The sequence below is a fragment of the Sphingobacteriales bacterium genome, from assembly GCA_016706405.1.
Lineage (GTDB): Bacteria > Bacteroidota > Bacteroidia > Chitinophagales > UBA2359 > BJ6.
The window spans coordinates 677,400-702,303 of record JADJJT010000003.1 but is presented as its reverse complement, the minus strand read 5'-3'; the positions used below and the strand labels follow the sequence as shown (position 1 = coordinate 702,303).

At 38.6% G+C, this 24,904-nt stretch carries 20 protein-coding genes and 1 pseudogene; 8 read left to right on the top strand and 13 right to left on the bottom strand.

The window, feature by feature from the left end; translation table 11 throughout:
- Nucleotides 1-8 precede the first annotated feature (8 nt).
- On the top strand, nucleotides 9-932 hold the full coding sequence (locus IPI59_14675; GenBank protein MBK7528752.1) for a TonB family protein: 924 nt from the start codon (nucleotides 9-11) through the stop codon (nucleotides 930-932).
- Between the two features lie 11 nt (nucleotides 933-943).
- On the opposite strand, the gene IPI59_14670 is transcribed toward IPI59_14675, so the two are convergent.
- Entirely contained in the window at nucleotides 944-2,629 is a 1,686-nt protein-coding gene (locus tag IPI59_14670) for a L,D-transpeptidase family protein (GenBank protein ID MBK7528751.1), read from the bottom strand.
- Between the two features lie 99 nt (nucleotides 2,630-2,728).
- On the bottom strand, nucleotides 2,729-3,535 hold the full coding sequence (locus IPI59_14665) for an ABC transporter substrate-binding protein (GenBank protein ID MBK7528750.1): 807 nt from the start codon (nucleotides 3,533-3,535) through the stop codon (nucleotides 2,729-2,731).
- Nucleotides 3,536-3,837: 302 nt separating this feature from the next.
- Between IPI59_14665 and IPI59_14660 the strand changes: the two genes are divergently transcribed.
- The gene (locus IPI59_14660) at nucleotides 3,838-5,214 is read left to right on the top strand and encodes an O-antigen ligase family protein (protein MBK7528749.1); all 1,377 of its coding nucleotides are present in this window, start codon (nucleotides 3,838-3,840) and stop codon (nucleotides 5,212-5,214) included.
- 279 nt (nucleotides 5,215-5,493) lie between these two features.
- Entirely contained in the window at nucleotides 5,494-7,182 is a 1,689-nt protein-coding gene (locus IPI59_14655; protein MBK7528748.1) for a GIY-YIG nuclease family protein, read from the top strand.
- Between the two features lie 207 nt (nucleotides 7,183-7,389).
- Here IPI59_14655 and IPI59_14650 read toward each other — a convergent pair whose 3' ends face one another.
- Together IPI59_14650 and IPI59_14645 are read right to left on the bottom strand one after the other, a co-directional pair.
- Complete coding sequence (locus IPI59_14650) at nucleotides 7,390-7,959, bottom strand: hypothetical protein (GenBank protein ID MBK7528747.1); 570 nt, start codon at nucleotides 7,957-7,959, stop codon at nucleotides 7,390-7,392.
- 382 nt (nucleotides 7,960-8,341) lie between these two features.
- Nucleotides 8,342-8,911 carry a hypothetical protein gene (locus IPI59_14645; GenBank protein ID MBK7528746.1) on the bottom strand — a complete coding sequence of 190 codons (570 nt, stop codon included), beginning with the start codon at nucleotides 8,909-8,911 and terminating at the stop codon, nucleotides 8,342-8,344.
- A gap of 415 nt (nucleotides 8,912-9,326) precedes the next feature.
- Here IPI59_14645 and IPI59_14640 point away from each other — a divergent pair, with 415 nt between their 5' ends.
- Nucleotides 9,327-10,442, top strand: a complete 1,116-nt coding sequence (locus IPI59_14640; protein ID MBK7528745.1) for a DUF4249 family protein — start codon at nucleotides 9,327-9,329, stop codon at nucleotides 10,440-10,442.
- 75 nt (nucleotides 10,443-10,517) lie between these two features.
- Here IPI59_14640 and ftsY read toward each other — a convergent pair whose 3' ends face one another.
- The 4 genes from ftsY to rpmB all read right to left on the bottom strand — a co-directional run bounded on the left by ftsY (nucleotide 10,518) and on the right by rpmB (nucleotide 12,690).
- Complete coding sequence (ftsY, locus tag IPI59_14635) at nucleotides 10,518-11,768, bottom strand: signal recognition particle-docking protein FtsY (protein ID MBK7528744.1); 1,251 nt, start codon at nucleotides 11,766-11,768, stop codon at nucleotides 10,518-10,520.
- Nucleotides 11,769-11,981: 213 nt separating this feature from the next.
- On the bottom strand, nucleotides 11,982-12,146 hold the full coding sequence (locus tag IPI59_14630; GenBank protein ID MBK7528743.1) for a DUF4295 family protein: 165 nt from the start codon (nucleotides 12,144-12,146) through the stop codon (nucleotides 11,982-11,984).
- A gap of 91 nt (nucleotides 12,147-12,237) precedes the next feature.
- Nucleotides 12,238-12,426, bottom strand: coding sequence for a 50S ribosomal protein L33 (gene rpmG / locus IPI59_14625; GenBank protein MBK7528742.1), 189 nt, complete (start codon nucleotides 12,424-12,426; stop codon nucleotides 12,238-12,240).
- Nucleotides 12,427-12,447: 21 nt separating this feature from the next.
- Nucleotides 12,448-12,690: a 50S ribosomal protein L28 gene (rpmB, locus tag IPI59_14620; protein MBK7528741.1), complete on the bottom strand. Its 243-nt coding sequence runs from the start codon at nucleotides 12,688-12,690 to the stop codon at nucleotides 12,448-12,450.
- Nucleotides 12,691-13,031: 341 nt separating this feature from the next.
- Here rpmB and IPI59_14615 point away from each other — a divergent pair, with 341 nt between their 5' ends.
- The 3 genes from IPI59_14615 (at nucleotide 13,032) to IPI59_14605 (ending at nucleotide 16,638) form a co-directional block, all read left to right on the top strand.
- On the top strand, nucleotides 13,032-14,162 hold the full coding sequence (locus tag IPI59_14615) for a saccharopine dehydrogenase NADP-binding domain-containing protein (GenBank protein ID MBK7528740.1): 1,131 nt from the start codon (nucleotides 13,032-13,034) through the stop codon (nucleotides 14,160-14,162).
- Between the two features lie 69 nt (nucleotides 14,163-14,231).
- Nucleotides 14,232-15,323 carry a hypothetical protein gene (locus IPI59_14610; GenBank protein MBK7528739.1) on the top strand — a complete coding sequence of 364 codons (1,092 nt, stop codon included), beginning with the start codon at nucleotides 14,232-14,234 and terminating at the stop codon, nucleotides 15,321-15,323.
- A 52-nt stretch (nucleotides 15,324-15,375) separates the two neighbouring features.
- Entirely contained in the window at nucleotides 15,376-16,638 is a 1,263-nt protein-coding gene (locus IPI59_14605) for a HAMP domain-containing histidine kinase (GenBank protein MBK7528738.1), read from the top strand.
- Between the two features lie 97 nt (nucleotides 16,639-16,735).
- Here IPI59_14605 and IPI59_14600 read toward each other — a convergent pair whose 3' ends face one another.
- From IPI59_14600 to IPI59_14590, 3 genes and pseudogenes are all read right to left on the bottom strand, one after another.
- Nucleotides 16,736-18,418, bottom strand: coding sequence for a T9SS type A sorting domain-containing protein (locus IPI59_14600; protein MBK7528737.1), 1,683 nt, complete (start codon nucleotides 18,416-18,418; stop codon nucleotides 16,736-16,738).
- Nucleotides 18,419-18,694: 276 nt separating this feature from the next.
- Nucleotides 18,695-19,479, bottom strand: a pseudogene (locus tag IPI59_14595) (hypothetical protein).
- A 193-nt stretch (nucleotides 19,480-19,672) separates the two neighbouring features.
- Nucleotides 19,673-20,959, bottom strand: coding sequence for a hypothetical protein (locus IPI59_14590; GenBank protein ID MBK7528736.1), 1,287 nt, complete (start codon nucleotides 20,957-20,959; stop codon nucleotides 19,673-19,675).
- 103 nt (nucleotides 20,960-21,062) lie between these two features.
- On the opposite strand from IPI59_14590, the gene IPI59_14585 reads away from it, so the two are divergent.
- Nucleotides 21,063-21,734 (top strand): transposase, encoded by a 672-nt coding sequence (locus tag IPI59_14585; GenBank protein ID MBK7528735.1) that lies wholly within the window; start codon nucleotides 21,063-21,065, stop codon nucleotides 21,732-21,734.
- A gap of 162 nt (nucleotides 21,735-21,896) precedes the next feature.
- Here IPI59_14585 and IPI59_14580 read toward each other — a convergent pair whose 3' ends face one another.
- A complete protein-coding gene (locus tag IPI59_14580; GenBank protein MBK7528734.1) occupies nucleotides 21,897-22,949 on the bottom strand; it encodes a metal-dependent hydrolase in 1,053 nt (350 codons plus the stop codon).
- Nucleotides 22,950-22,975: 26 nt separating this feature from the next.
- Complete coding sequence (locus IPI59_14575) at nucleotides 22,976-24,886, bottom strand: hypothetical protein (protein MBK7528733.1); 1,911 nt, start codon at nucleotides 24,884-24,886, stop codon at nucleotides 22,976-22,978.
- Nucleotides 24,887-24,904: the final 18 nt, after the last annotated feature.

Here is a 24,904-nt window from a genome sequence, read left to right as displayed (position 1 = left end):
AATAAAACATGAAAAAAATTATACTTTTATTGCCTTTTATTATGGCAACTGTGTTTTTTTGTTTTGATTCGCAGGCACAAAACCTTATTGGCCGGATGGTATTTTTTGACCAGGAAAAGATTGCCTTAAAAAGCGAATACACTGTTTTAAAAGAAAAACCTCTGGTTAAGCATGGACTTTATACCGAGTGGTATTTAGGCGATTTTTATGGCACCGGCAAACAAACTACTTACGAAAAAGGTAATATTTGGAAAACTGGACTTTACGAAAATGGCCAACCCGTAGGTGAATGGAATTTTTATTATATTAATGGCGTACAATCGGCAAAAGGATTTTACCGGAATGGCCAGCGCAACGAACATTGGATTTTTTATTTTTATAACGGCAAAATTAGCCATGAGGGCAATTACGTCAACGGAGTAAAAACAGGTGATTGGAAATACTATGACACTAATCAGGATGGAAAAATTCATTTTTCTGTTAATGCCAATCAAGAATTAGCCGAAACTACAGTTACAAACACGCCCAACAATAAAGCTAATGCCACCACTACAAATACGGAAGAGGATATAGACGAAAATATAGACGAACACACCCCAATTATTAATCCTAACGCCAATGATGTTTTAGAAATTGCCGAAATTAGTCCTGAGTTTGCCGGAGGCGAGGCTTCGTTAGCGCGTTTTTATGCCGCTAATCTATTGTATCCATTTCAGGCAGAAGAAATGGGTGTATCGGGTACAGTATTTATTGAATGTATTATAGACGAATATGGTTTTATAACCGAACCCAAAGTGGTGCGTGGGCTTGGTAGCGGCTGCGACGAAGAAGCTTTGCGGGTAGTAAAAGCTATGCCACGGTGGCAACCAGCTATGCAAAGCGGTAAAAGAGTTAGTGTTAAATATACATTACAAGTGAAATTTATATTGTAATATTTTGTTTATTAATTTGCCGACTCTTTTCCCCCTGTTTTTTTCCGGATGGGGTTTTGAAGCGCTTCGGCTGTTTTCTTATCCCAGTTATAAATATCGCGGTAATAATAAACAAATCCTAATTGGTCGGTATAAACAGTTTTGTAGCGCAAATAAACAGGTATATGTTTGTTTAGCGTAATTGGTGTTTGTTTTTGACTGTACAAGACCTGGGCAATTCGTGTTGAGTCCCAAGACGGGTCATCAGTTTGAAGTATGGTCAAGGCCAGTTCTAATGGGTTTTGCAGGCGCACACATCCGTGGCTTCTGCTGCGAATCGAATAGTCAAAAAGTTCTTTTTCGGGGGTATCGTGGATATAAATATTGAATGGGTTCAAAAATTGAAATTTTACCACCCCCAAAGGGTTAAAAACATTTACAGCATGTTGAAACAAATAATCATCCGGATTTGCTTTTTTCCAGTTTATACTGCTGGCGTCTATTAATTTGTTGCCTTTCAGCACTCTGATGTCGTGATTAGTAAAAAACATGGGGTCTTCGGCCAACATGGGCATTAGCTCTTGTTTTGCAATACTTTTTGGTACATTCCAGTATGGGTTTATAATTATTTTTTGAAGCGTATCGTTTAAAATAGGGGTGGCAAATACATCGCGCCCCACAACCACTTTTTTGGTTAATTTTCTGGTGTTGCCGCGTTGGTATTTCAACTCAAATGAGGGAATATTAACCTCAATAAATACAGTATCTTTTTCCGGATTTTGCCTTGGTTGCCAGCGCAATCGCTCTAAATTGGCTTTAATTTGGTCGCAACGTGTTTGTGGCGAAATATTAAGCATTTGAACAGTTAAATGTTGCAACGAGCCATCGCAATATAGCCCATTTAATTGTTGAAATCGCATTAACGAATGTTCTAATTTCTCATCAAACAATTGTGGATTATTTATTGGTTGATCATCGGCGGCAAACTCACCCGATGCGGTAAGCCGCTCCCGCAAAACTGCTACTACCGGATGCGATTGCCCTTTTTGTAATACTTGTAAGCCGCCCATGTCAATTACTGGCCAGGTTTTATTTTTAAGTAACAGTAATTGTTGTTGTAAAATGGCATACTCGAAGGTGGTTGGCAAAAAATCTTCGAGTATTTGGCTGGGGTTTTCGCCGTCAATTTCTTGTAAAAGTTTAACAACTGGGTCAAAAGGGTTGGGGTCATCAAGGGTTTCGTACCCCCAGTTCCAGTTGGCATCTGTTTGGTGTGGCACCAGTTTGCCCAAATAATAATGCCTTGCTAGTGCTAACCAGGCATCGGTAAGTAAAACATCGTAAACGGCAAGCTCGGTATTGGTGGGGGGTAAATAATTTTCAATGTATTGTTGCCAAATATGGCTTAGGGTTGGCAAATGATAATCGTTTGAGGGTAAGCCATTTTTTTCGGCATTTTTAACACTAAGAACCATATTGATATTTTTGGCTATAATGTCTTTGCCAATAAACCATCCGGGAACATAATTGCGTTGTTCATAAAATTTTGCGACCTCTTCCGGATAATTTAAATTTACGTAAGCGTCTGCTAAGGTATCGTTTAAAGTTCTGGCAGTAAATAGATATTTTATATTATGTGTAACTTGGGGGTAATTAATTTCAGGCGCGTTTTGGGCTGTTGCTTTAACGCCCAATCCACTAAAATTAAAACTTGCCATCAGTAACAATAAAACGACAGCAAAAAAATGCTTGACTTTAGTATAAAACAGGCAATTAAAAAAAATAGCAATATAACAAATCATGAGGTGAGAAATTTATTAAGTTGATTTTTTTGTAGTGTTGGTCAAAATTTGCACAAAATTAGCAATTTGTGGGGCAGCATCCAATAATTTTGAGCCGTACCATGAAAACCATTCGCCCGGAATAAATTTTACTTGGGTATTTGGCAGCGCATTTTGTATTTCAATGGCATGTTTTGTTTTAAACGGGTACGGCTCGGATGATAAAATAACTACCTCCGGGTTTAATTGAACCAATTCAGGTAGGCTAAAAATAGGGTAACGCGGCTGGTTTTTAAATACATTTTTGAAGCCACAGCGTTGAAGCAAATCGTGGATAAAAGTTTCGCCACCGGCAGCCATCCACGGGTTGTGCCATATACAATAAGCTGCGCTTAGGTTGGCTTTGGGCATTTTTATAAAATCTGCTTCTATATTTTGGGCTAACTGTTGAGCTATGGCTGTGCGGTTGGTAAGTTTGCCAACTTCTATAATCATTTGCAAAGCTTGTTCAAAACTGTAAATATCACTCATCCATACGGCGTACTTTTTTTGTAAAAGCGTTATGCCCTCGGGGTAATTTTCTTCTTTATTGCCAATAACGAGGTCGGGATTTAGTGCAGCTATTGCTTTGAAATTAAAATTTTTTGTGCCTCCAATACGTGTTTTACTGCGCCACCACTCGTCCGGATAAATACAAAATTTTGTAATACCAACTACCTCGGCCTCTAAACCCAAATGATATAGTAACTCTGTTTGCGAAGGAACTAACGAAACAATACGCTTAACCTTTTTAGGCACTTGCAGTATGTTTCCCATTTGGTCGGTAAATAAACGGTAGGGCATATTGTTGTGCGTTTTAATATAGTATCTAATACCTAAAACAAGATAAACAACATTTAACAGCCCAATGTTTGTTTTTTAGGACTTAGTTAAAATCAGTTTTCCGGATATAAAAGAAAAAGAAATAAATCGGCCTAAATTAGAACTGTGGCCAACTATTTGTGTGTTCTTTTTGTCTTAACTATGTCTTGGCACAAAAAATGCCAACTAATTGAGCATACAAAAGTTTGTTGCTGTATTTTGTTGCGTGTACCTATATTAGCCTTTTTGTAATATTACAAGTTTTTGATTCCCTAAATTAAAACATGACAACCAAAAACAACTGCGAGTTTATTTTTAAACCATGGGCTTATAATTTGCAACATATATTATGGATAGGCTTGTTTTTTGGTCTGCCACTATCAAAGGGGATAGCTTCGGTGGCTTTGATTGGCATTATAATTTTTACGGCTGTTTGGTTATTTGCCCGCTTTAAGCCTGCCATCTATTTAATATGGCAGTACAAAGGGGTATCGGTGTTAATTTTACTGCCGTTTGCCTATTTATTGGGCATGGTACACACTGAAAACATAAAACGGGGTTTCGATTTTTTGTATATCATAAACGCTTTATTGGCTGTACCTATTGCTGTCATTGCCTATCGCAAGCAATTATTTAAGCATCTAAGCACTTATATTTGGTCGTTTTTGTTGTCGCTTTGGGTTTCGTGTTTGGGTGTACTGCTGCTTAATTTTATACCACACCATACTGCTGCAAATATAGTACAAGCAGCAAACGGCTTAATGTTGCCATTTCAGGCGCAATCGCAAAACCCTATGTTTGGCTTGTATAGCCCATTTATTGACAGGTTACATTTGTGCAATATGTTGGTTTTGGGGGTATTTACCTTGTTTTGGTGGTATGTGCAGCGGCTTAAACGCCCCGTTCAACCGAGCCATCAAGTAGCGTTTTTTAGCACTTTATTGCTGTTGGTTTCTACTATTGCCATTTTGGGCGGCAGGGCAGGGCAAATAGGCTTTGTATTGGCGTTGGCGGTATGGGTAATTGTATTTTATAAACAAGTTATACATATCCGGTTAAAAAAGCGGCTTGGTAAAACTGGCTCTATAGCCGTTCTGGCAATAACCTTACTGGTTTTTATGGTAGTTGTCCCTTATACCACTTCAAAAACAATTCCGGCAGTATATTACAGGTACGAGCAGCTTCGCTGGGAAATATCCATGTTAAAAAGCGGCGACTACCAAAGCGTAAACTATACCGAGTTTACCTCGTTACGCCGTTTATTGTCGTGGCAAAACCATTGGCAATTAGTAGCCCAAAATTGGATTTGGGGCGTGGGTACTGGCGATGTGCGCCCCGAGTTAGGCAAAATTTATGAGCGCACTAATCAAAAGCAACTTATGAATATACACCATCAATGGCTTTATATATGGTCGGCATTAGGGGTAGCGGGTTTATTGCTATTGGTTTGGGTTTGGTGGCTTTGGCTTAGGTCGGTATTATTTTTGCAGCAACAGGCACCAATTAATAGCTGGCTTAGCGCATGGGCTATTTCATTTTTTATATTGTATATGGTAGTGTTTAATTCCGATATTCCTTTAAACACTCAGGCGGGCACTATGGGTTTTTGCCCTTTTTTGGTCGCTTATTGGGCTGGCAAAATTTTACCCTTTCAGCAATGAATAATTTGCAGATTACTGAACAATTAAAATACAGTTGGCATCCCTATCTCCGGAGGAAGGAGTGAATAAACTAAAGCTTGAGTGTTTTTGCCCCAACGGTAGAAAGGCAAAAAAAGTCGCCCTTAATTTTAATTTTATCCGGATGTTTTTTTTTTTGCCCTACCAGCTCCACCATTAATATCGGCATTTAGGTTTGTTTATCTTAGTAAATCCGGCAAAACAAAACAAAATATTAACTTTGTGCCATAAAAACAGCTCAAATTTAAACGCTGTGGCAGCATGGAAATTCAATTTACCATCCTCGATATTAATTTTATTGGCGGCTTAAACCAACAAAATGTGGTAGAGTTGGCTTTGGCACGGCATAACGGCGAGCAAATTACCCAAACCTGGCATAGCTATATTAACCCCCAAAAAGAAATTACCGATTTTGACCTCGCTACCGTTCACCTAACCGAAGCGCAATTGGCAAACGCCCCTTCTTTTGCCGAGCTTGCCCCCCAAATTGAACAATTTATACAAGGCACAGTGCTTACCGGACTTGCTATTAGGCAGTTTTACGCTATTTTACGCCACGAGTTTAAGCGGCTGAGTATGCGGTTTCAATACAAAAACTTAGACCTGCAAACCCTGCTAAACAAACAAACAGACTTTCTCACACCCAATCCCAATTTAGCGCAAATTTGCCAACACCTTAACTTGCCCTATCATCAAAACATGAACCCCCAGGCACGTGTGGTTTTAATGGCGCGGCTTTTTGAAGACTTGTATATTACCCCAAACAAACCCATCAAAAAACAACAAGTTCATTCCGATGCGTTAAATACTAAGTTCCCCGTCAATTTGCCCCGCAAAACAGCCGAAGAACTGCCCAATCAAACAGGTATTTATTATTTTTTAGACCAAAAAGGACGCATCATTTATTTAGGTAAAAGCAAAAATATTAAAACAAGGGTTTATACCCATTTTAACTCCGATTTAGATTCGCTAAAACGCCTTCAACTTAAAGCCCGAATTTACTCGATACAATACCAACTTACCGGAAGCGAACTCATTGCCTTGCTTTTAGAGTCGGATGAGATAAAACGATACATGCCAGCTTTTAACATGGCACAACGCCGCAAAAAATACCGTTATGGTTTGTTTTACCGCAAAAATACCGAAGGCTATTTAATATTTTATATTGCTCATTTATTGCCCGATAGCGAACCTTTGCAGCAATTTAGTACCCGCTGGAGTGCGCTTGCTTTTGTAGCTAATTTGGCGGCACAATACCAATTAAATTTAGAGCTTTGTGGCATAGCCAAAGTTGAAGAATGGATGACACCGCATTTTTTTCCGGAAGACTTTATACCACCCGAAAAACCAAACACTGCCGACCATAACGAAAAAATAAGGCAAATTATTAGCTGGTATAGTTACCCCCATCCTAATTTATTAATTATTGACCACGGACGCACCCCCGACGAGGTTTCGGTAGTAATGATTGAGCGCAATAAATACACTGGGTTTACATTTTTGCCGCTCGAAAAAATTCGACCAATTATCCAACAGCAAATACTGCCAACTTTTCAGCGCTTAACCATATTACCCAAAATACGGCAACAAATAAAAACCTACCGCGACAACCCCGATATACGCCGTATTATACGAACCTGGTTGCGCAAGTACGAGGCGCAAAATACCAAGCATATTAGTATTGTTGAGAGCCAAAACCAAACGTATCTTCCTACAAATGACAACCCACCGTCAACACTTGAAAATATTTCCGAATCACTTGCATATCCGGATTTTAATAGCACACTACTAGCGCTAACAGATAATAACAATAAAGAGCCAAACAATCCGGAGGAAAAACCAACTAATTTCGATACCTATTCAAATGTTATTCCTAACTCAGCAAACGCTTTACCCTCAAATGAAGAGAACGAAATTCTGTTAATATTACCCAAAGTAATACAGTTTTAAAATTTTGTCTTTCAAATTTCCAATAAAAAACAAAAAGCGATTTTTTCGTAAACCGAAAAAATCGCTTTCTTTGTTTGAGTTTGTTTGGTAAATTCTTATTTAAAAAGGTGTAGTGATTTTTATTTTTCGGAAAAAACGGTGGGGCTGTTTTTGGGGCAACAGCCCACCATAAAACATATCACTGCACTATTTTTTGTTTGGATTAATTTACCATTTTGTAGCCCAGTTGCTAACCGAACCATCGGCGTATTTGTACAAGGTGCCGCTTCCGTTGGGGTAGTTATTCATTATAGACATGGTTAAATTGTGGCCAAAACCGCTGGTAATATTATTGGTGCTGGCTATATTGCCAATAGTGCCAACTGCCATTTGTTGAGCTTGGGCATCGCTGTAACCTTTGGCAAGGGCTTGTTGGTAAACAGCATGGCCTTGTGCCATAAGTTCTGCTTGAATTCTAGTAGCGTCGGCTTCAGCGTTGGCAATAATTTGGTTAAAAATTTGTGAATAGTAGGCGTAAGATTCTTCGTAGCTGCGGTTTACCATATCCATTAGTTGATTATAGTAAAGTTGTTCGTTTTCGCGTTGTTGCCTTTCTATTTCGGCGTAATCGTTCATGCCTTTGTCGTAGGTTTCTTGGTAAGATTTGTTTACCGTATTCATTAGCTCATCGTACATTTCTTGCCCTTCTTGGTTCCAATCTTGGGCTTGTAGGTTGGTAGATGGGTTAATAAAAGCAATAATTAGGGTTAGTAGTGCAAAGCTGATGATGTTTTTCATTTGAAAAAAATAAATTTGATGATAAAATTGTTGATGTTTAAAATTATTTGATTGATAATTGGTTGTTTGATGTTACAAAAATACAGCAAGAAAGGGGGGGATTGCAAACCTAAAAAACTTGTGTTTTAACTCCTAAGCAATAACTAATCTAATCTTAAAGTTTTGATAATCAATTAGTTAACGATGAAAATTATTAATTTCCGGAGGCTAAAAAAAGGGCTTATTTTTTTTTAAAAACTATAAAAAAGGGCCTCCTTGTTTGGTAAAATTATCATTTAAATTGCGTTTCAGTAGTTAAATGTTATGGGCAAAATGGTGGGCTGTTTTGGGGCAACAGCCCACCATAAAACATATTACTGTACTATTTTTTGTTTGGATTAATTTACCATTTTGTAGCCCAGTTGCTAACCGAACCATCGGCGTATTTGTACAAGGTGCCGCTTCCGTTGGGGTAGTTATTCATTATCGACATGGTTAAATTGTGGCCAAAACCGCTGGTAATATTATTGGTGCTGGCTATATTGCCAATAGTGCTAACAGCCATTTGTTGAGCTTGGGCATCGCTGTAACCTTTGGCAAGGGCTTGTTGGTAAACAAGTTGGCCTTGTGCCATAAGTTCGGCTTGCATTTTGGTGGCATCGGCTTCGGCGTTGGCAATAATTTGATTAAAAAGCTCAGAGTAGTACGCATAAGATTCTTCGTAACTGCGGTTTACCATATCCATTGCTTGCTCATAGTAAAGTTGTTCGTTTTCGCGTTGTTGCCTTTCAATCTCGGCGAAATCGCTCATGTGTTTGTCGTAGGTTTCCTGGTAGGTTTGGTTTACCGTATTCATTAGATCCTCGTACATTTCTTGCCCTTCTTGGTTCCAGTCTTGGGCTTGTAGGTTGGTAATGGGGTTGATGAAAGCAAAAGCTAAAGTTAGTAGTGCAAGGGTGATGATGTTTTTCATTTGAAAAAAGTTTAAATTTGATTAGAAAATTGTTGTTATTTAAAATTGTTTGTTTGATATTGCAAAAGTACATTCTCGACATAAGGCATTACAAACCAAAAAAAATGTGTTTTTTAACGCTTAAAAAGCAAATTATTCAATCTTAAACTATTGATAATCAAGTAGTTATGGGGAATAATAATTAATTTCCGGAAGCCCAAATAACATGTTTTTTTTTTGAAAAAAACTATAATTTTTTTGAAATAGCATGAATTTTATGTTTTTTCATGATGGCTGAACCCTAAAATTTTATCCGGAAAAATTGAATTTTAACAAGATTTAGCCTTTTAACGACCTTGTCTTAAATTTAATCGGCGTATCTTTCGCGCCCAATTCAGTACAACAATAATGCTATTGTTAAATTAGCCTGCCTTTTGTGAAAAAACGTATTTATTTATTGGGCACAATACCTGTTGCCGCTTTTGTTAGTTTGTTATTTGCCACCTCGTCTTGCAGTAATGATTTTGAAGTGGCAGCACCTTGGAAAGAAATTACCCTAATCTATGGTCTCTTAGATGCCTCGAAACCCGAACAATTCATCCGGATAAACAAGGCCTACTTAGACGAAGAAACAGACGCTTATGTAATGGCCAAAAACAACGACTCGTTATATCATAATGGCGAGCTGGCTGTAATGCTAAGAGCTTATAAATTGTCGGGCAATACTGTTATTTCAACCCTCGAATGGCCACTGGCCAAGGTAAATGCCGCCGATTATGGTATTGTAAAAGATACAGGTGTTTTTGCCAACAACCCTTATTATTTGTATTATTTTAATACCCCACTAAAAATTAAAGAAAAACCCGATTATAACTACAAATACGAAATATCGGTTAAAAGCCAATCCGGAAATACTGCGACTGCCGAAACTGCTATTTTAGACACCTTTAAAATTATAAAACCTAAGTCGGGACAAACCGCCGAACCTATTTCTTTAACAGGAGACGATTTTGACATACGCTGGCAAAACGTAAAAAACGCTTTTAATTATGATGTCGATTTATATTTTAATTATTACGATGTAATATCAACCGGAAATGGCGACACCATTGAGGTTTATAAAAGTATAAAATACGATGTGATTGAGAATTTTTCTTCCGACGGGTCGGCATCGGGGTTTATTACCTATACCATGCCAACCGGTGCATTTTTTAAATTTTTGCGCAATCACCCTTCAATTACCAACAAACCGGATAATTTAATGTATAGGCGTTTTTCTAATATTGATATTGAAGTATTTGCCGGCAGCGAAGACCTGCGTATCTACCAAAATGCCACTCAAGCGCAGTTTAGTATTACCAACCAACAAATTAAACCAATTTACAACAATGTAAAAGGCGGTTTGGGCTTGTTTGCTTCGAGGTCGTCCACCAAAACTGCCAAACTACAACTAAGTGCCCCAAGCTTAGACGAGCTTGGTTGCCTGCCCGAAAATAGCGCAATGCAATTTGCCCCGTCAAAAAATAACCCGCAGTATCCTTATTGCCAGTAGTAATAAGAAGCAAGTTAAATATAAGCTTGGCCGGAGATGCTTTAATGCTTAGCAGTTGGTTTTTTTATTTGAAACTTATTGCCGTTTTTTAAACAAACTTTCAACGTAGTTGCGTTTATTAAACACTTGTAGGCGGTCAACAGTTTCGCCAACGCCCACGTATTTGATGGGTATTTTAAATTGATCAGCGATAGAAATTACCGCTCCTCCCTTTGCTGTACCATCTAATTTGGTTACGGCAATACAAGTAATTTCGGTAGCTTTAGTAAACTCTTCGGCCTGGTGCAGGGCATTATGTCCTGTTGAGCCGTCGAGCACCAACAATACATCGTGGGGTAAATTGGGATGAACTTTTTGCAAAACGCGCTTAATTTTTGAAAGTTCGTCCATTAAATATTTTTTATTGTGCAGCCGTCCAGCCGTATCAATAAGTAGTACATCGGCTTTGCGGGCTATGGCGGCTTGGGCGGCATCGTAAGCAACGGCGGCGGGGTCCGTATCTTGGGGGTGTTTAATAATTTCTATACCAACACGTTGGGCCCAAATATTTAGCTGTTCAACGGCGGCAGCCCTAAAAGTATCGGCAGCCCCAACCATAACATTAAGGCCACGTTGTTTAAATTGCCACGATAATTTGCCAATAGTTGTAGTTTTTCCGGCGCCATTAACTCCCACAACCAACATAATATACGGCAAAGGTTTTACATCCGGAATATTAAAATTGGTGTAATCTGGTGTATTACTTTCGGTTAGCATGTCAATTATTTCTTGTTTTAACATACTGTAAACCTCGTTAGTATTCAGGTATTTGTCGCGGGCAATTCTGTCTTCTAACCGTTTAATAATTTTAATAACCGTATCTACCGCTATGTCCGAGGCTACCAAAGCTTCTTCAATAGCATCCAAAACATCTACATCAACCTCGGTACGCCCGGCAATGGCCTTGCTTATGCGGTTAAAAATGCCATCATTACTTTTTTCTAAACCATCTTCTAAGGCTTTTTGGTCGGCGGCTTTATTTTTACCAAATCCTAAAAATGAGAAAAAGCCTCCACCTTCGTTTTTTTCGGTTGTTGTGTCCTCATTGCTTGAAGAATTTTGCTGTTCCGCTACCGGAGTGGGCGATGGTTCGGAGGGTTGTTGCTCCTCTTCTTGATTTTCTTGGCTTTCTTCCGGAGTTTGGGTAGTAGTTACTTCCTCCGGATTAGTGTCCTCAAAATCCGGATCCTGTGGTATTTCGGTTTCTTGTTGTGGTACTTCGGTTATAAGGGGCTCTTCTGTTTGGGGTTTATTTTTTTTGCCAAACAATTTATCAAAAAACGACATTGGGCTGTATTTTAAGTTGCTTATATAAATAGATGGATAGATGCAGGTAGCGAGGTGGTTGGGTATTAAAAAATAAAGAGCCTCCCTATGGCATTGAGGGAAGCTCTTTACCTATTAAAGCATAGGATAATTGTAGCAACAAACACAAATGTCTATTCTTTCAAATTGACACTTAAATAATATACATGATTAATAAAATCAAATATATTTAAATTAAGCGTTGCCTTTAAGGGCTTCTTCTAATTTGTCTTTGTGTACAATTTTCGATTTATAAACGTAAGCACCGGTTTTAGGGTCGCGTTCGCATACTACCACTTTAACGTGATCTTTGCCACCACCACCCCGGGTTACACGGGCGTTTTTAGATACTTTTGCCATTTTATAATATTAATATTTTGTGTTTTGTAATTTTAAAGATAAATACTGACAAACAGATGACAGTTATTTAACTGCAATATTGTTTCGCTGTTTATTTAACTTCTTTGTGTAAAGTATAGCGACGCAAAATTGGGTTATATTTTTTTAACTCAATACGGGCTGGCGTATTTTTGCGGTTTTTAGTTGTAATGTAACGCGAAATTCCGGGTACACCGGTTGCTTTATGCTCAGTACACTCTAAAATTACCTGAATTCGATTTTCTTTTGATTTTTTAGCCATGGTGGTAAATTAATTACAATTTTAAAAGTTAACAGATACACCCTTGGCACTAAGTTCGTTTAAATACGCACTAATACCTTTTTTATTGATGGTGCGCAATGCCGAGGTAGATATTTTTAAGGTTATCCAACGGTCTTCTTCAGGAATAAAGAAACGCTTTTTTTGCAAATTGGGGGCAAACCAACGATTGGTTTTGCGGTTCGACTTAGAAACCGAGTGGCCGGTAATGGGCTTTTTTCCGGTTAATTGGCAAATCCGTGACATATTCTATTACAATGCTTTTTTAATTAAAGTGCAAAGGTACGATTATTGTTTTGATTATACAAACCTTTAGGTGATTTTTTTGTAATTAATTCTTTAAAAACTATGTAGCCTAACAAAGATACACATAAACCCATCGCTAAAATTGCTTCAAACATAAAATAGATTTTTTGCTACCCAAAAATGGTACAATACTTTAAACTTGTAAAAAGGGTTGTAACTTTGAACTTTGTTAGTTCATTAACTTGTTATAGGTGCACGCAATTCGCTCGCGTGTGTATCTGTTCAGATGTAATTTAAATTTAATTAATAAAACATAAACTAAATATAATATTTTTTTATAGATGCCAAATAATTCTACCTCACCCACTAATAATACCGACCTGCTTATTTATGGTGCCAATGGCTATACGGGGCAATTAATAGTTGAGCAAGCAGTGCAGCAAGGCCTTAAACCTATATTGGGCGGTCGCTCGCACGAAAAATTAGTGCCCATAGCCGCAAAATATGGCCTTAAAATATTGGTTGCCGACCTAAAGCAGCGCGAAGCAGTAAATGATATGGTATTGGCTGCCGACGTGTTAATTAACTGTGCCGGGCCTGTTATAAATACTTTCGAGCCGTTAATAGAAGCGTGTATGAAAAACGGCTGCCATTATTTAGATATAACGGGCGAAATTGCCGTTTTTGAAAAAATAGCTACTTACGATTATTTGTTAGAGCGAGCAGGGATAGTGGCCATTCCCGGAATGGGCTTTGACGTGGTGCCAACCGACTGTTTGGCGGTTTATTTAAAAAATAAATTGCCCAGCGCAACGCATTTAAACTTGGGCGTTATGGGCTTTGGTGGCGGATTTTCGCAAGGAACGGTAAACACAGCACTAATGAGTTTAGGCTATGGCAGCGTGGTTAGGCGCAATAACCAATTGCTAACCGTACCACATACCGACTATTTGCGCGAAATAAATTTTGAGGGCAAACGGCCCCGATTGGCGGTAAGTGTACCTTTGGCCGATGTTTCGTCGGCGTGGTACAGTACAGACATACCCAATATTACAACTTTTTTAGGCATCAACAACACTTTGTTGCGCATGTTTAAATTGGCCGATGGCGCTAAATGGTTGGTTAGGCGTAAGTTTATTAAAAATATAATTACCAGTATGACCCAAAAAATTTATGGCATTGGCCCCAACGAAAAAAACCGGCAGCGCGGCAATAGTTTAGCCTGGGGCGAAGTAACAGATGAAAACGGAAACTTGGTATCAGTAAGGCTAATTTTGCCCGAAACCTATACCTTAACCGCCTTAACCGCCATAGCAGGGGCAAAAAAACTGCTCAATAAAACCGATAATTCGGGCCAAAATTTGAAAGGCTTTTTTACTCCCGCACAAGCATTTGGACCCAATTTTATTTTAGAAATACCCAATACCATACGCGAAGATTTAACCCAATCTATTCAAATAAAAGTAGGATAATTATTTGCCAATAATCTGCAAACTTTGCTTATCTCAAGAAAAACAAAATAATAACAAAGTAGTAAAACCATGAAAACTAATGCAGTTGCTAATTTTACGGAGGGCATTCTAAATAATAGTTACCAACAGCCCGTTATTGCTTATTATCAGGCTGAATGGAGTAGCCCCTGTTACAAAATGGGAGTTATTTTAACTGCGCTGGCTCAGAAAGCAGCCGGCACATGGGTTTTGGCCAGCATTGACGTTGATAAAAACAGAGAAATTACCCAAAAACAAGGCATAAGGGGCGTACCACATTTGCAAATATTTTTTGAGGGGCAAAAAATTGCCTCCTTAGTTGGCGTACATACGCAAGAAACCATTGAAAAATGGCTCAATGCAGCGCTAAATAAACACCAGCTTGTTAATGTTAAAAATCCGGAAAACGAAGGAATAAATCCGGAAAATGAAGGAATAAATCCGGAAAATGAAGGAATAAATCCGGAAAATGAAGGAATAAATCCGGAAAATGAAGGAATAAATCCGGAAAATGAAGGAATAAATCCGGAAAATGAAGGAATAAATCCGGAAAATGAAGGAATAAATCCGGAAAATGAAGGAATAAATCCGGAAAACGAAGGAATAAATCCGGAAAACGAAGCTAAAGAGGTAGAAGCAAACCTTATATCTAATTCAAGTATAGATAATTTTCAAACTTTAGATTTGGATTATATAGCCGACCTTGAAAAGGAGCTTATTTTATTGGTTAATCAGCACAGAGCTAATGCCAACCTTGCCCCCTTATTACAAAATTCGGTCTTACTAAATGCCGCCTCTGACCATGTTGCCTATCAGGTGCAAACGCAAAAACTATCGCACCAGCAAGCTGTTGAGGGCAAAAAAACGGTTATTGACCGGGTGCAATTTTATGGTGGTGATTTCTTCAATGTAGTGGAACTTTTACAGCAAAAAGGATTAGCACAGCATCAAAAAGGCGGCGTTACACGTTATGTTTTGCCATCAGCTACAGGTTTGGCTCGCGAAATTTTAAGTTTATGGCAGAATTCAGTTAGCCATAATACTTATCTTTTTAATGCTAATTTGAGCCATATTGGTTTAGCTGTTGCAGCATCGCAGGCCGGTAATAGTTTGTTTGTTACTTTGGTTTTAGGCAGAGATTAAGTATAACGTTAAGCAGGAGGTTTTCATCAATAAGCAATAATAAAATACTACCGTGAAACTTGTCAGAAAAGTATTACCGCCATTTATTGTTATATATTTAATAATTGTGGTTGCCTTGGGTATTGTTCTGCTGTTTGCGGTAGGATACTGGTATTATAACGATATAGAAAGTAATTTAGTAGAAAAACGCGACCACGTAGTGAGGCAACTCATGGAAACAAAAGATATTAATATTACTTTAGAATCGTTTAAAAACGATAAAGACGTTGTTATCACCGAAATTGAATCGAACCCGCTTAAAATTAACTATACCGATTATTTTACCCGCGAAGTATCGTACCACGCACCGTACTCGATTTACAAAGTATTAGTTGTAAACACCTATATTGAAGGCCGGTATTACGAAATAAAACTGCGGCAATATACTAATAACTGGTTTAGTTTTAGCATGTCAATACTTATGTATTTGGTTTTATCGATTGTGTTAATGTGGTTATTTATACGGTTTGCCCGTTGGTACACGCGCGGCCTGTGGCAACCTTTTTATAACTCCTTAACAGCCCTGCGAAAATACGACCTCGAAACAAACAGCCAACTTAATTTGCCTGCTACCGATATTGAGGAGTTTAGCCTGCTAAATACTACTTTAAACAGAATTGCCCGCAAAGCACACCAAAACTATATTAGCCAAAAAGAGTTTTCAGAAAATGCCTCGCACGAGTTGCAAACGCCTATTGCTTCTATGCGTGTAAAATTAGAACTGCTAATGCAAAGCGAAAACTTAGGCCGCGAAGAAATGGACACCATCCAAAGCATAGATGACCAGTTAGGCAAATTATCGAGGTTGGTAAAAACTCTAACCTTGTTAAGTCGGATAGAAAATCGCCAGTTTACCCTTACCGAACCCGTAGATATGTCGCAATTGGCAAAGCACGCTGTTGATATGATGGAGTTTCAGATAGACCAAAAGCAACTAACCATTGAAAACCAAGTGCAACAAAAACTAATGGTAAATATGAACCCTACTTTGGCCGAGGTGCTTATGAATAATTTGGTCAAAAATGCCGTATTGCATAATATTTCCGGCGGCTTTGTCCGGATTAGTACCCTTCCGCGCGGTTTTGTAATTGATAATTCGGGCGCACCTTTGCGGGTTGACCCCGATACCTTGTATCAGCGTTTCTTTAAAAATGACCAGGCAAGTAAATCAATGGGGTTGGGTTTGGCTTTGGTTAAAAAAATATGCGATTTATATAATTTTACCATTACTTACAAATACCAATACAACTCTCATCATATTGAAGTGCGATTTTAATATATTCTATCTATTTGCTCCTTCCTTTAGGTAATTGAAGCGTATTGACAGCTATTATTTTATCCGGAAAAAAATAACGGTAATTTGCCTTCCTAATTTATTGTTTTATAAATTTTTGACTCAAAGGTGTAATTGATTTGTCTTTTGAGTATAACGAGGCTAAATAAATTCCTTTTGGCAAATGGCTTAAATTTAGCAGCAGGGGTTGGTTGTCGGTAGTATTTATAGACGTACTAACAATTAATTGCCCCAACATATTATACACTCTAAATATTGTTTTTTTCATTTTGATATTGCCGTTTAAAACATTTTGCGCGTTTAAACTAAGTGAAAACCATCCATCTTGCGGGGTAGGTAAAATATGCCAGTTTAATGCCGTTGCCGACTGATTTTGCACTGTTTCGGCACTTGTAATATAAGGGTAAGAGGCAACTAAAGTGGTGGCGCAGCCAAAATAATCGGCAATAGTACAAAATATTGTTGGCGTTTCGTTGGGGTCAAAACTAATATTATCAGTAGTTGTTTCGCCATTGTACCAGTTAAAAGTGTAAGGCGGGGTGCCGCTTTTTGTAATGGCAGTTACCTGCAACATATCGTTGGGCAACACGGTGAATTTAAAAACGGCATCTAAAGTGTCGCTAACTTTAACGATTATCTTTTTGCGTTCAACTTTTCCGCATAAATCGTTTGATATTAATAAGGTATAATAAGTTGTTTCTGCCGGCGAAACGGTAAAGCTATTCGTGTTTTTTGCTAAAATATTGTCTTTTGCGTCCATCCACACCAAAAAGAAATTGCCCATTGTTGTGGCTTCAATTGTTGCCGACTGACCCTTGCACATGCTAACTTGGTTGGGCACACTAACGCTAATTTTAGGCGTTAGATTTACTGCAATAGTATCTTCAAAACCGCCACAATCATTATAAGCAGTTAATATTATTTTGGCCGTGTTGCTAATTGTATCCGTAAATAAAACAGTTATACACGATTCATCTTGGGCAATTATGGTAGCACCTTTAGTTTGCCATTTAAATATGGTGTTTGTTCCCGTAAAACAATATTCAGCGGTAAAACCTACACAAGAAACAGTATCACCGATTAAAATGGTTTTAGGCGGGCCAGTTACATACACTTTTATAGGGGGCGACATGGGCCCTTTGCAGCTGTAATAGGTCTCTTGTACGGTTACGTCAAATACGGTTCCGGGCGGGCTATTAAAAAATACCCCCATTGCCGGGCCATGGTAAAATGAACTTCCGTTAAAAAACCATTCGTAAGTCGAGGCGGGGTCAACGTTGGTAACATAGAAAAAAGCTGTGTTACCCGTACAAACTACCGTGTCGGTGGCATATACCGATGGAGGAGTAAGTTTTTTAACACCGATAGTTAAATGGATGAGCGTGCCCAATAAATTTTCCGGATCGTTTGAATTAGTGCCTACAATACGCATATAATACATGCCGGGTTTCATGCCCAAAGCCCCTAAATCGCCCCATTTCGGCATACATACCTGCACTACATCGTTGCTAGTTCCGGGAAAAATACCCAAGCCACCCATATTCACCAAGTTAAGAAACATAGGGTCGCGTATTTCGACTATAAAATTATTAGCCGGGTCGTATAAAATATTGGGGTCAAAATAGTTGATATCAATTTTAACATCAACACAAGCACCTTCTTCGGCGGTTATACAAACTTGTATATCTTTTTTGTCGTTGGTTTTAATATCGCACTGTTTGATGCAGAATGGCCCCCAGGGCGCACCAAAAGTACCTGGCAAACTCGAGTTTACCCGTATGTAATAGTTGGAGTAATGGACAAAAATTAGGCTATTTTTTAGACGCTTGGTTCAAGTGGACATTTTTAATGCTGTTTTTTTATTCACTTTTTTACATTATTCTTGAATATTTTATTTCTTTGCATGTCTGTAAAAACGGAAACAAGCTCTGCTGGGGAGCAACTTGTCAGGGATAAAACAGATGCTTGACGAAAATGTCTTATCAAAGGCTTACTGTATATTGTAAGCCTTTGATATTTTCAGAAAGCCCTTATACCTTTAAAACCCATCTATAAATTTCATTTTCCGTTTCATTGATAGGCCATTATGGTTTCTTAATTTGTTTTTAAATCTGCGAAATGTCCATCAATAGCATTGGTTGTGTTAGGTATTTGAAGTTCCTGTTATCGTGCCAAGTAAACAAACCAGGTAAATTATTCTTCAAACTACGATAAGCACTTCTAAGCCTTTTATGCGTATAAAACGATTTGTTTGTAGTCGGATTTACAGTTCTCTCGTTTAGAAACACTTTCCATTTTTCAAGCCATAGCCCTAATGCTCCGACAAAGCTTTCTTTGTCTGTTTGCTTCATCAAATCTACAACATCCATCAGCTCTTGTGCAGCTTTTAGCTTTGGCTTACGGGTCAAATATCTTCGAATTATTGCTGCTTGATGAAACTGGCACATTTGAACAGGAATACCCTTAAACGACGCAATTAAGCCTTTTCTTCCGTCCTGAAACAATAGCCGAAATAGTAAAACCTCGCCTTTTTAACTCCTTAATTCCTTCTATATACAGCCCATTGGTCTCTGTCTTTACATAATATTTCAAAAGGTTTTCTTTGGTGTAGGCATCTTTAAAAAGCATTACGCCAAAACCCCGCCCCCAATAGGTGGTGTCCATTAATACAACGACTACTCTACCTGTTTTTTTCGTAGCCACTATTTTAATCTTGTCTAACCGCCTTTGAATCGTTTTAACAGAACAATTATACTTGTGAGCTAACTGCAAATAGGTCTGTTTACCACTTTTGTATTCTTCCCATATTTGCTCGTTATTGATGCGTTGCCCACCTAAAAATTGTTTCCCACAATGAGCACACTTATACAATTGAACTCCTTTTACAAGTCCGTTTTTCTTTACAAACCTTTTACCACAGTAAAAGCATTTTTTTTATTCATAACCTTTGATTGTCCTCAAAGCTAACAATAGTAATGCTTTCGAAGGTTTTTAGCCTAAAAAATGTCCATTAAGCCTAATAGTTGCAACTTTCGGGGATGGTATCGGGAACTAACCCGCCCACACTGCCTACGGGTGGGAAAAACAAATCGTTATAGGTTTTATCATCCGGATTTTTGCCTAAAATTTTAGGTTTGCCCGGAGGTGGGAAAGTGCCATCGGGTTTGCTTAACTCAAGCATATAAAGATTACCCGCATTAAATACCCCCCAGCTTTGAAAGGGGGCATCAATGACGCTGCCCATGCACAGGGTGTCGCCGTTGCCCTGCTCAAACGTGACCGGCGGCTGCCTGGTGGTTATAGTATTATCGCAATCTAATATTTTAAAACATACCGAGGCAATACCTTCAAGGGCAGGCAAAGGTGACAAGCGATTGATTTTAATTTTATAACAATTGCCCGGATATACATCTGTTGGAAGGGTTAAACCAAAAGTGCCCGTAGTGAAAGGGTAGGGGTAACTGAACGACCAATAACTGGTTGGGTTATCAAACGAACCCGTGTCGTCTGAAAGCATAATTAAATACGAACCATCGCAAAGGGTGTCGGTAAACTCGAAGGTAAAAATAAAAGTGGTTCCTTTGCAAACTTCAGCAACAATATCGCTAATAATAATATCAACGGGGTTGGCGTTGGGGGCGTAGGTGCCAATTATATGCACATCGTCAATGGAAAACGACATGCTGTTTTGCGATTCGCCGCCTGGATTCACCCACCTGAAAGCAAAACGCAAATCTTCAACATTTTCAAACGAAACGTCTTTAATTTCTTCAAATTTCCAAATGCCTTGATTATTGTATTTGGTTTGGCCAATTTGCGTCCAAGCGCCATAGTCGGCGCTATAATATACTTCGCCAAATGAGTTTGCCGAGCCTTCGGCCAACCAAAAAAACACAAACCTAATATCAACCAACGACATGGTGCAAATACCTTGCGGTAAAATTGCCCAGGTTTCGCTGGCATTAGTTGGGTCAAAATTGGCATTGGCTGCCCCGCCGGGCTTTTTCGAGTCGTGAATATGTAAATAATGTTCGTTGGGATTGCCTATTTGCTCAGACATAGTTGTGTTTTGGTCGGTAGTATTGGGGTAAACGCCCGAGCCATTGTAAGTTTTATTGACAATCCATTTATTGTCGCCTTTGGCCGGAATGGTATCCGAGTTTAATTGAAATTGAAAATACTTAGGTTTTTCAAAATTCTCTGAAAACAAACTAAAAATTTTAGTTTGGGCTTGGCCATAAATAGAAGCCATTAAAGTACATACGAAAACAAAAATATTGCCCTTAAATAAGTTCTTTTTCATGGGAGTATCTGATTATGAGAAAAAAAAACTCTTGTCTAAATTTACGGCAATATTAGGGTTAATCATCAAATTAATTTGTGACTTTTTTCCCTCTTGTCGCTTAATTTGGTTCGATTATTTAGAACAAAACACCTTAGATTACATCGTTACCGCCAAGTTTACCCACCCAATACAACACCTCATTTACAGCTATCAGGCGTGGGTTTCGGTAGATGACGGCATAGAAATATGCAGCAAAACCTACAAAACTTATAACTCGAAGCAAGAAAGAAGAATAGTCATTGTGAGGCAAAAAATTCAGCAAAGACCTAATGCACCCGGAAAAATACTGTCGCTATTTCCCGAAGACGAACTGCATAGAAACTACCGATATTCAGCCTATTTTACCAATTTAAAACATAGTGCCACCGACATTTGGAGAAGCTATAGCGCTAGAGGCGATGCCGAGAACCGAATAAAAGAACTCAAGAACGATTTTGGAGCAGAAAGTTTTAATTTAAAAGGTTTTTTTGCAACAGAAGCAGCACTAATCTTTGTGATGATTGCTTATAATCTCATGTCCCGGTTCCGCTTCTTTGTGTTACAAGAAAAAACCCAAAAAACATTATCCACGCTCAGATACAGAGTCTTTGCTATTGGTGCTTATTTTGAAAAAGTAAACGGCGCTTTAAAACTCAAAATAGCACTCACCAAAAAACGCCGAAAATGGTTCGCCGCTCTTTGGGATTACCCCATCGACTTTAACCCCAAAAATCCTATCGCCTATTTTGGGTAAATAATCCAGCACTTACCTTTCTTTTTTGGGAGCCACAGCACGACCAAAATCTTACTTATATTTCTTTGGTATGGAGGTAGTCAGAGATAATGCTAAGATTTTGCAAGGCACTTAAAAACATGCGATTATAACATAGTCGAATAATAGGCTGCGCTTAAAATTTTATTCCGGATTTCGATTGCCTTTAAAACGCTCCCAAAGCAAATGAAGTGCCTTGCCCAAGGTTAAATTGGGGTCGTAAGTTTCAACCTGTTGCATACTTACCTGCTCTTGCGCGTTTTCGCTAATTTTAAACCCAAATACATAATTATTGTCGTTTCCACGCCCAACAATATTCATCCGGCCAAAAATTAGGTTATACATAAACAACTCGTTGTTTTGTTTGCGAATCGTATAATAATTGCGACTAAACCATTTAATACGGTTTACCACATAAGCATTTTGCATGGCTGGGGTAAGCAGCGAATCATTTCGACTTACAAAGTCGAGGTCAATATGCGGGCCATCGTCAAAAAACGAATAGTAGCCCATATAATAGCCATCTTTTGTTTCGCCTATGCCGTACCACATAAGGCAGTTGAAGGGGGTAGCATCGGTTAAGTAGCGGCTAACGTGTAAGTTTTGGTTGGCAAAAGCTTGTTCAAAGCGGTAATTGGCATATTGTTTGCAAACCAAGCCAAAACACAAATAAGCACAACTCATTATTAAACCAATACGGTTAATTTTGCGCCGTTTTGGGCTTTGTTTGGGCAGTCGCCAGCACCAAATTACAGTTATTAAAAAAGGTAAGGTATAAAACGGGTCAACAATAAAAACACTATTAATACCTACCCTTAAATCGGTAAATGGCCAAAATAATTGCGTACCATAAACTGTCAGTGCATCGAGCAGGGGGTGGGTTAGCAAACCTAAAAAAAACAGCCAAAGCCAGTCGGTATAAGTGGTGGTATTGGCAGTGGCAGGGCTATTTTTGTACCATCTATGCAGTAAATAAGCCAAAACAGGAGCAATAACTACCGAAAAAAATATGGAATGGGTAAAACTTCGGTGGATGGTAATTTTACCTAACTCGTCTAAAAATGGGTTGGCTAAAATATCTAAATCCGGAATTGTGCCGGCCAAACCGCCCCATAAAATAGCTTTGTTACCTATTTTTCGTCCTAAAACTGCTTCGCCAATACCGGCACCAAGTACAAATTGAGTAAGTGAATCCATACAATTATTGTGTGTAGTAAAATATATTAATTTATTTTTTGTGTGGCCCCAAACAATAGCAGGTTTAAATTTTGCGCTTGAATTACCGTAGGTTTTTTTTGCTTTTTTATAATAAAACTACGCCTTACCAATTTTGTTTGCGCTGGGGCGGTTATTTGTATTTCGGAAGTTTGGCGTTTTACACTAAGGTGTATCGTGTCGGTTGGCTGCGGGTTGTAAAGCAGGTATTGCAGTTTGCCAAACAGTGCAATGGTAAGGGGTTCGCCGTTTATGCTAAGCAACTGGTCGTTGTTTTTTACATTTAAATTATTTGCCTTAACCTTTACAAAATGCAGCGATTTTTGTTTGTAGTTGGGTGTAATCCAAAATTTACCGTAAGTACCCAAAGTATCGGTATAGTTTTGATGAAAGGACAAGCCCATGGGCAACAAAATTTCATTAATAGGAAGTGGCTGCCGGCCAGCTATAAATAGGTTGTACCAAGCAATTATTTCCGGATAATTTGCCAACAAAGCCCAAATTTCGGGCAACAATGTTTCGTCAAATGGTTGATTTTTTTGTTTTTTGGCCATTTTTTGAAGTAATTCTATCAGGCTAATTTGTTTATTATGCTGTAACTGGGCATCGAGCAAAAAAGCTACGGCGGCACCTTTGTGGTATAACATGGGCATAGCCCATTTTGGCGATTTTTTAGTATTGATTTTAGCCGATGTTTCGGTTAGTGAAACATCCGGATATTGTTGTGTTTGAAACAGGTATTCGCCCATTTGGTAAAAAAACTCGTGTTCGGTTAATTGTTTTTCGCGCAGCAAGGCTAACAACGTAAAATATTCGGTAAAACCCTCGTATAACCACAATAGTTTTGTTGGTGGAGTGTTGGGGCAAAAGCCAGCGCAGGCTGCCTCTGCGCTAAACAAATGGTAGGGCAAAAACGTATGTAGCAACTCGTGCGTAAAAACGTGCTCGGTTCGTTGTAGTAAATGCTCGGTTTTAGTAATATCGGGCAAAACAAAAAAAGCACCCATGCCGCCCGTAACTCCGCCGTACGCCGATATAAATTTGTTGGCACTATGGCCACGGGCATCTAACAAACTGCTATCGGCCAGTTCGTTAAAAAATAGGCTGCACGTATATTGTTTTACCTCAAAACCGCCCAAAAAATTACTCGCTGCTTTTGCCGCCCTTTTAAAGGTGTAAAACAGTTTTTTGCTGTTTAATTTATTGCCGGTGCTATAAACGGCTAAGGTAAAACGTGTTTGGCCTAAGGTAAAGCCCATTGTATCGGGCAGGGCATATAAAATTGGGTGCTGCGCTAAATTAATAAACGAATCGGCGGTAAAAATATCGCTCGTGTCGGTGCTATTAATATTGGCTAAACCTGTTGCCCCATAATAGCCTTTAGGTTTGATTACGGTTAATTCAACGGGCAAATCCGGATATTGGTATAAATAGCCAAGGCATCCGCGGGCATAAATTAGCCATGCTTTTTTTTGAGCATTGTCTATAAAAGTTGCCGCCGACGGGGCCGGGTCGTTAGTGGGCAGTTGCATTTCATATTCAATATACTGCAGTTCTGTGGCATTAAAAATAGTGAATCCATCGTTATTAAAGGTTTCAATTTTTAATTTTTTGCCTTTTTGGTCAATAGCTCTAAATAAACTTAGCCTGTCTGAAAGTTTTAGCCGGCCTGCGTTGCCATAACCTGCTATCGGAAAAACAAAAATACAGGTTGTGGTCGTTTGTTTAGGCACATATTGTTTTACTTTAATGGTAGCAGCACTTTCATTGGCTTCGTTAATTTCTAAGGTTATTTTGTAGCCATTAGTTTGTGCGTTAGCCGTTTCAACTGGGTTTAAAATAGTAAACAGCCCAAAAACCACTGCTGTTAATAGCCTAAATTGGCCGATAATGCCTAAATTTGCACCTTGTTTTACCATAATTGCCGGCAAAGATAA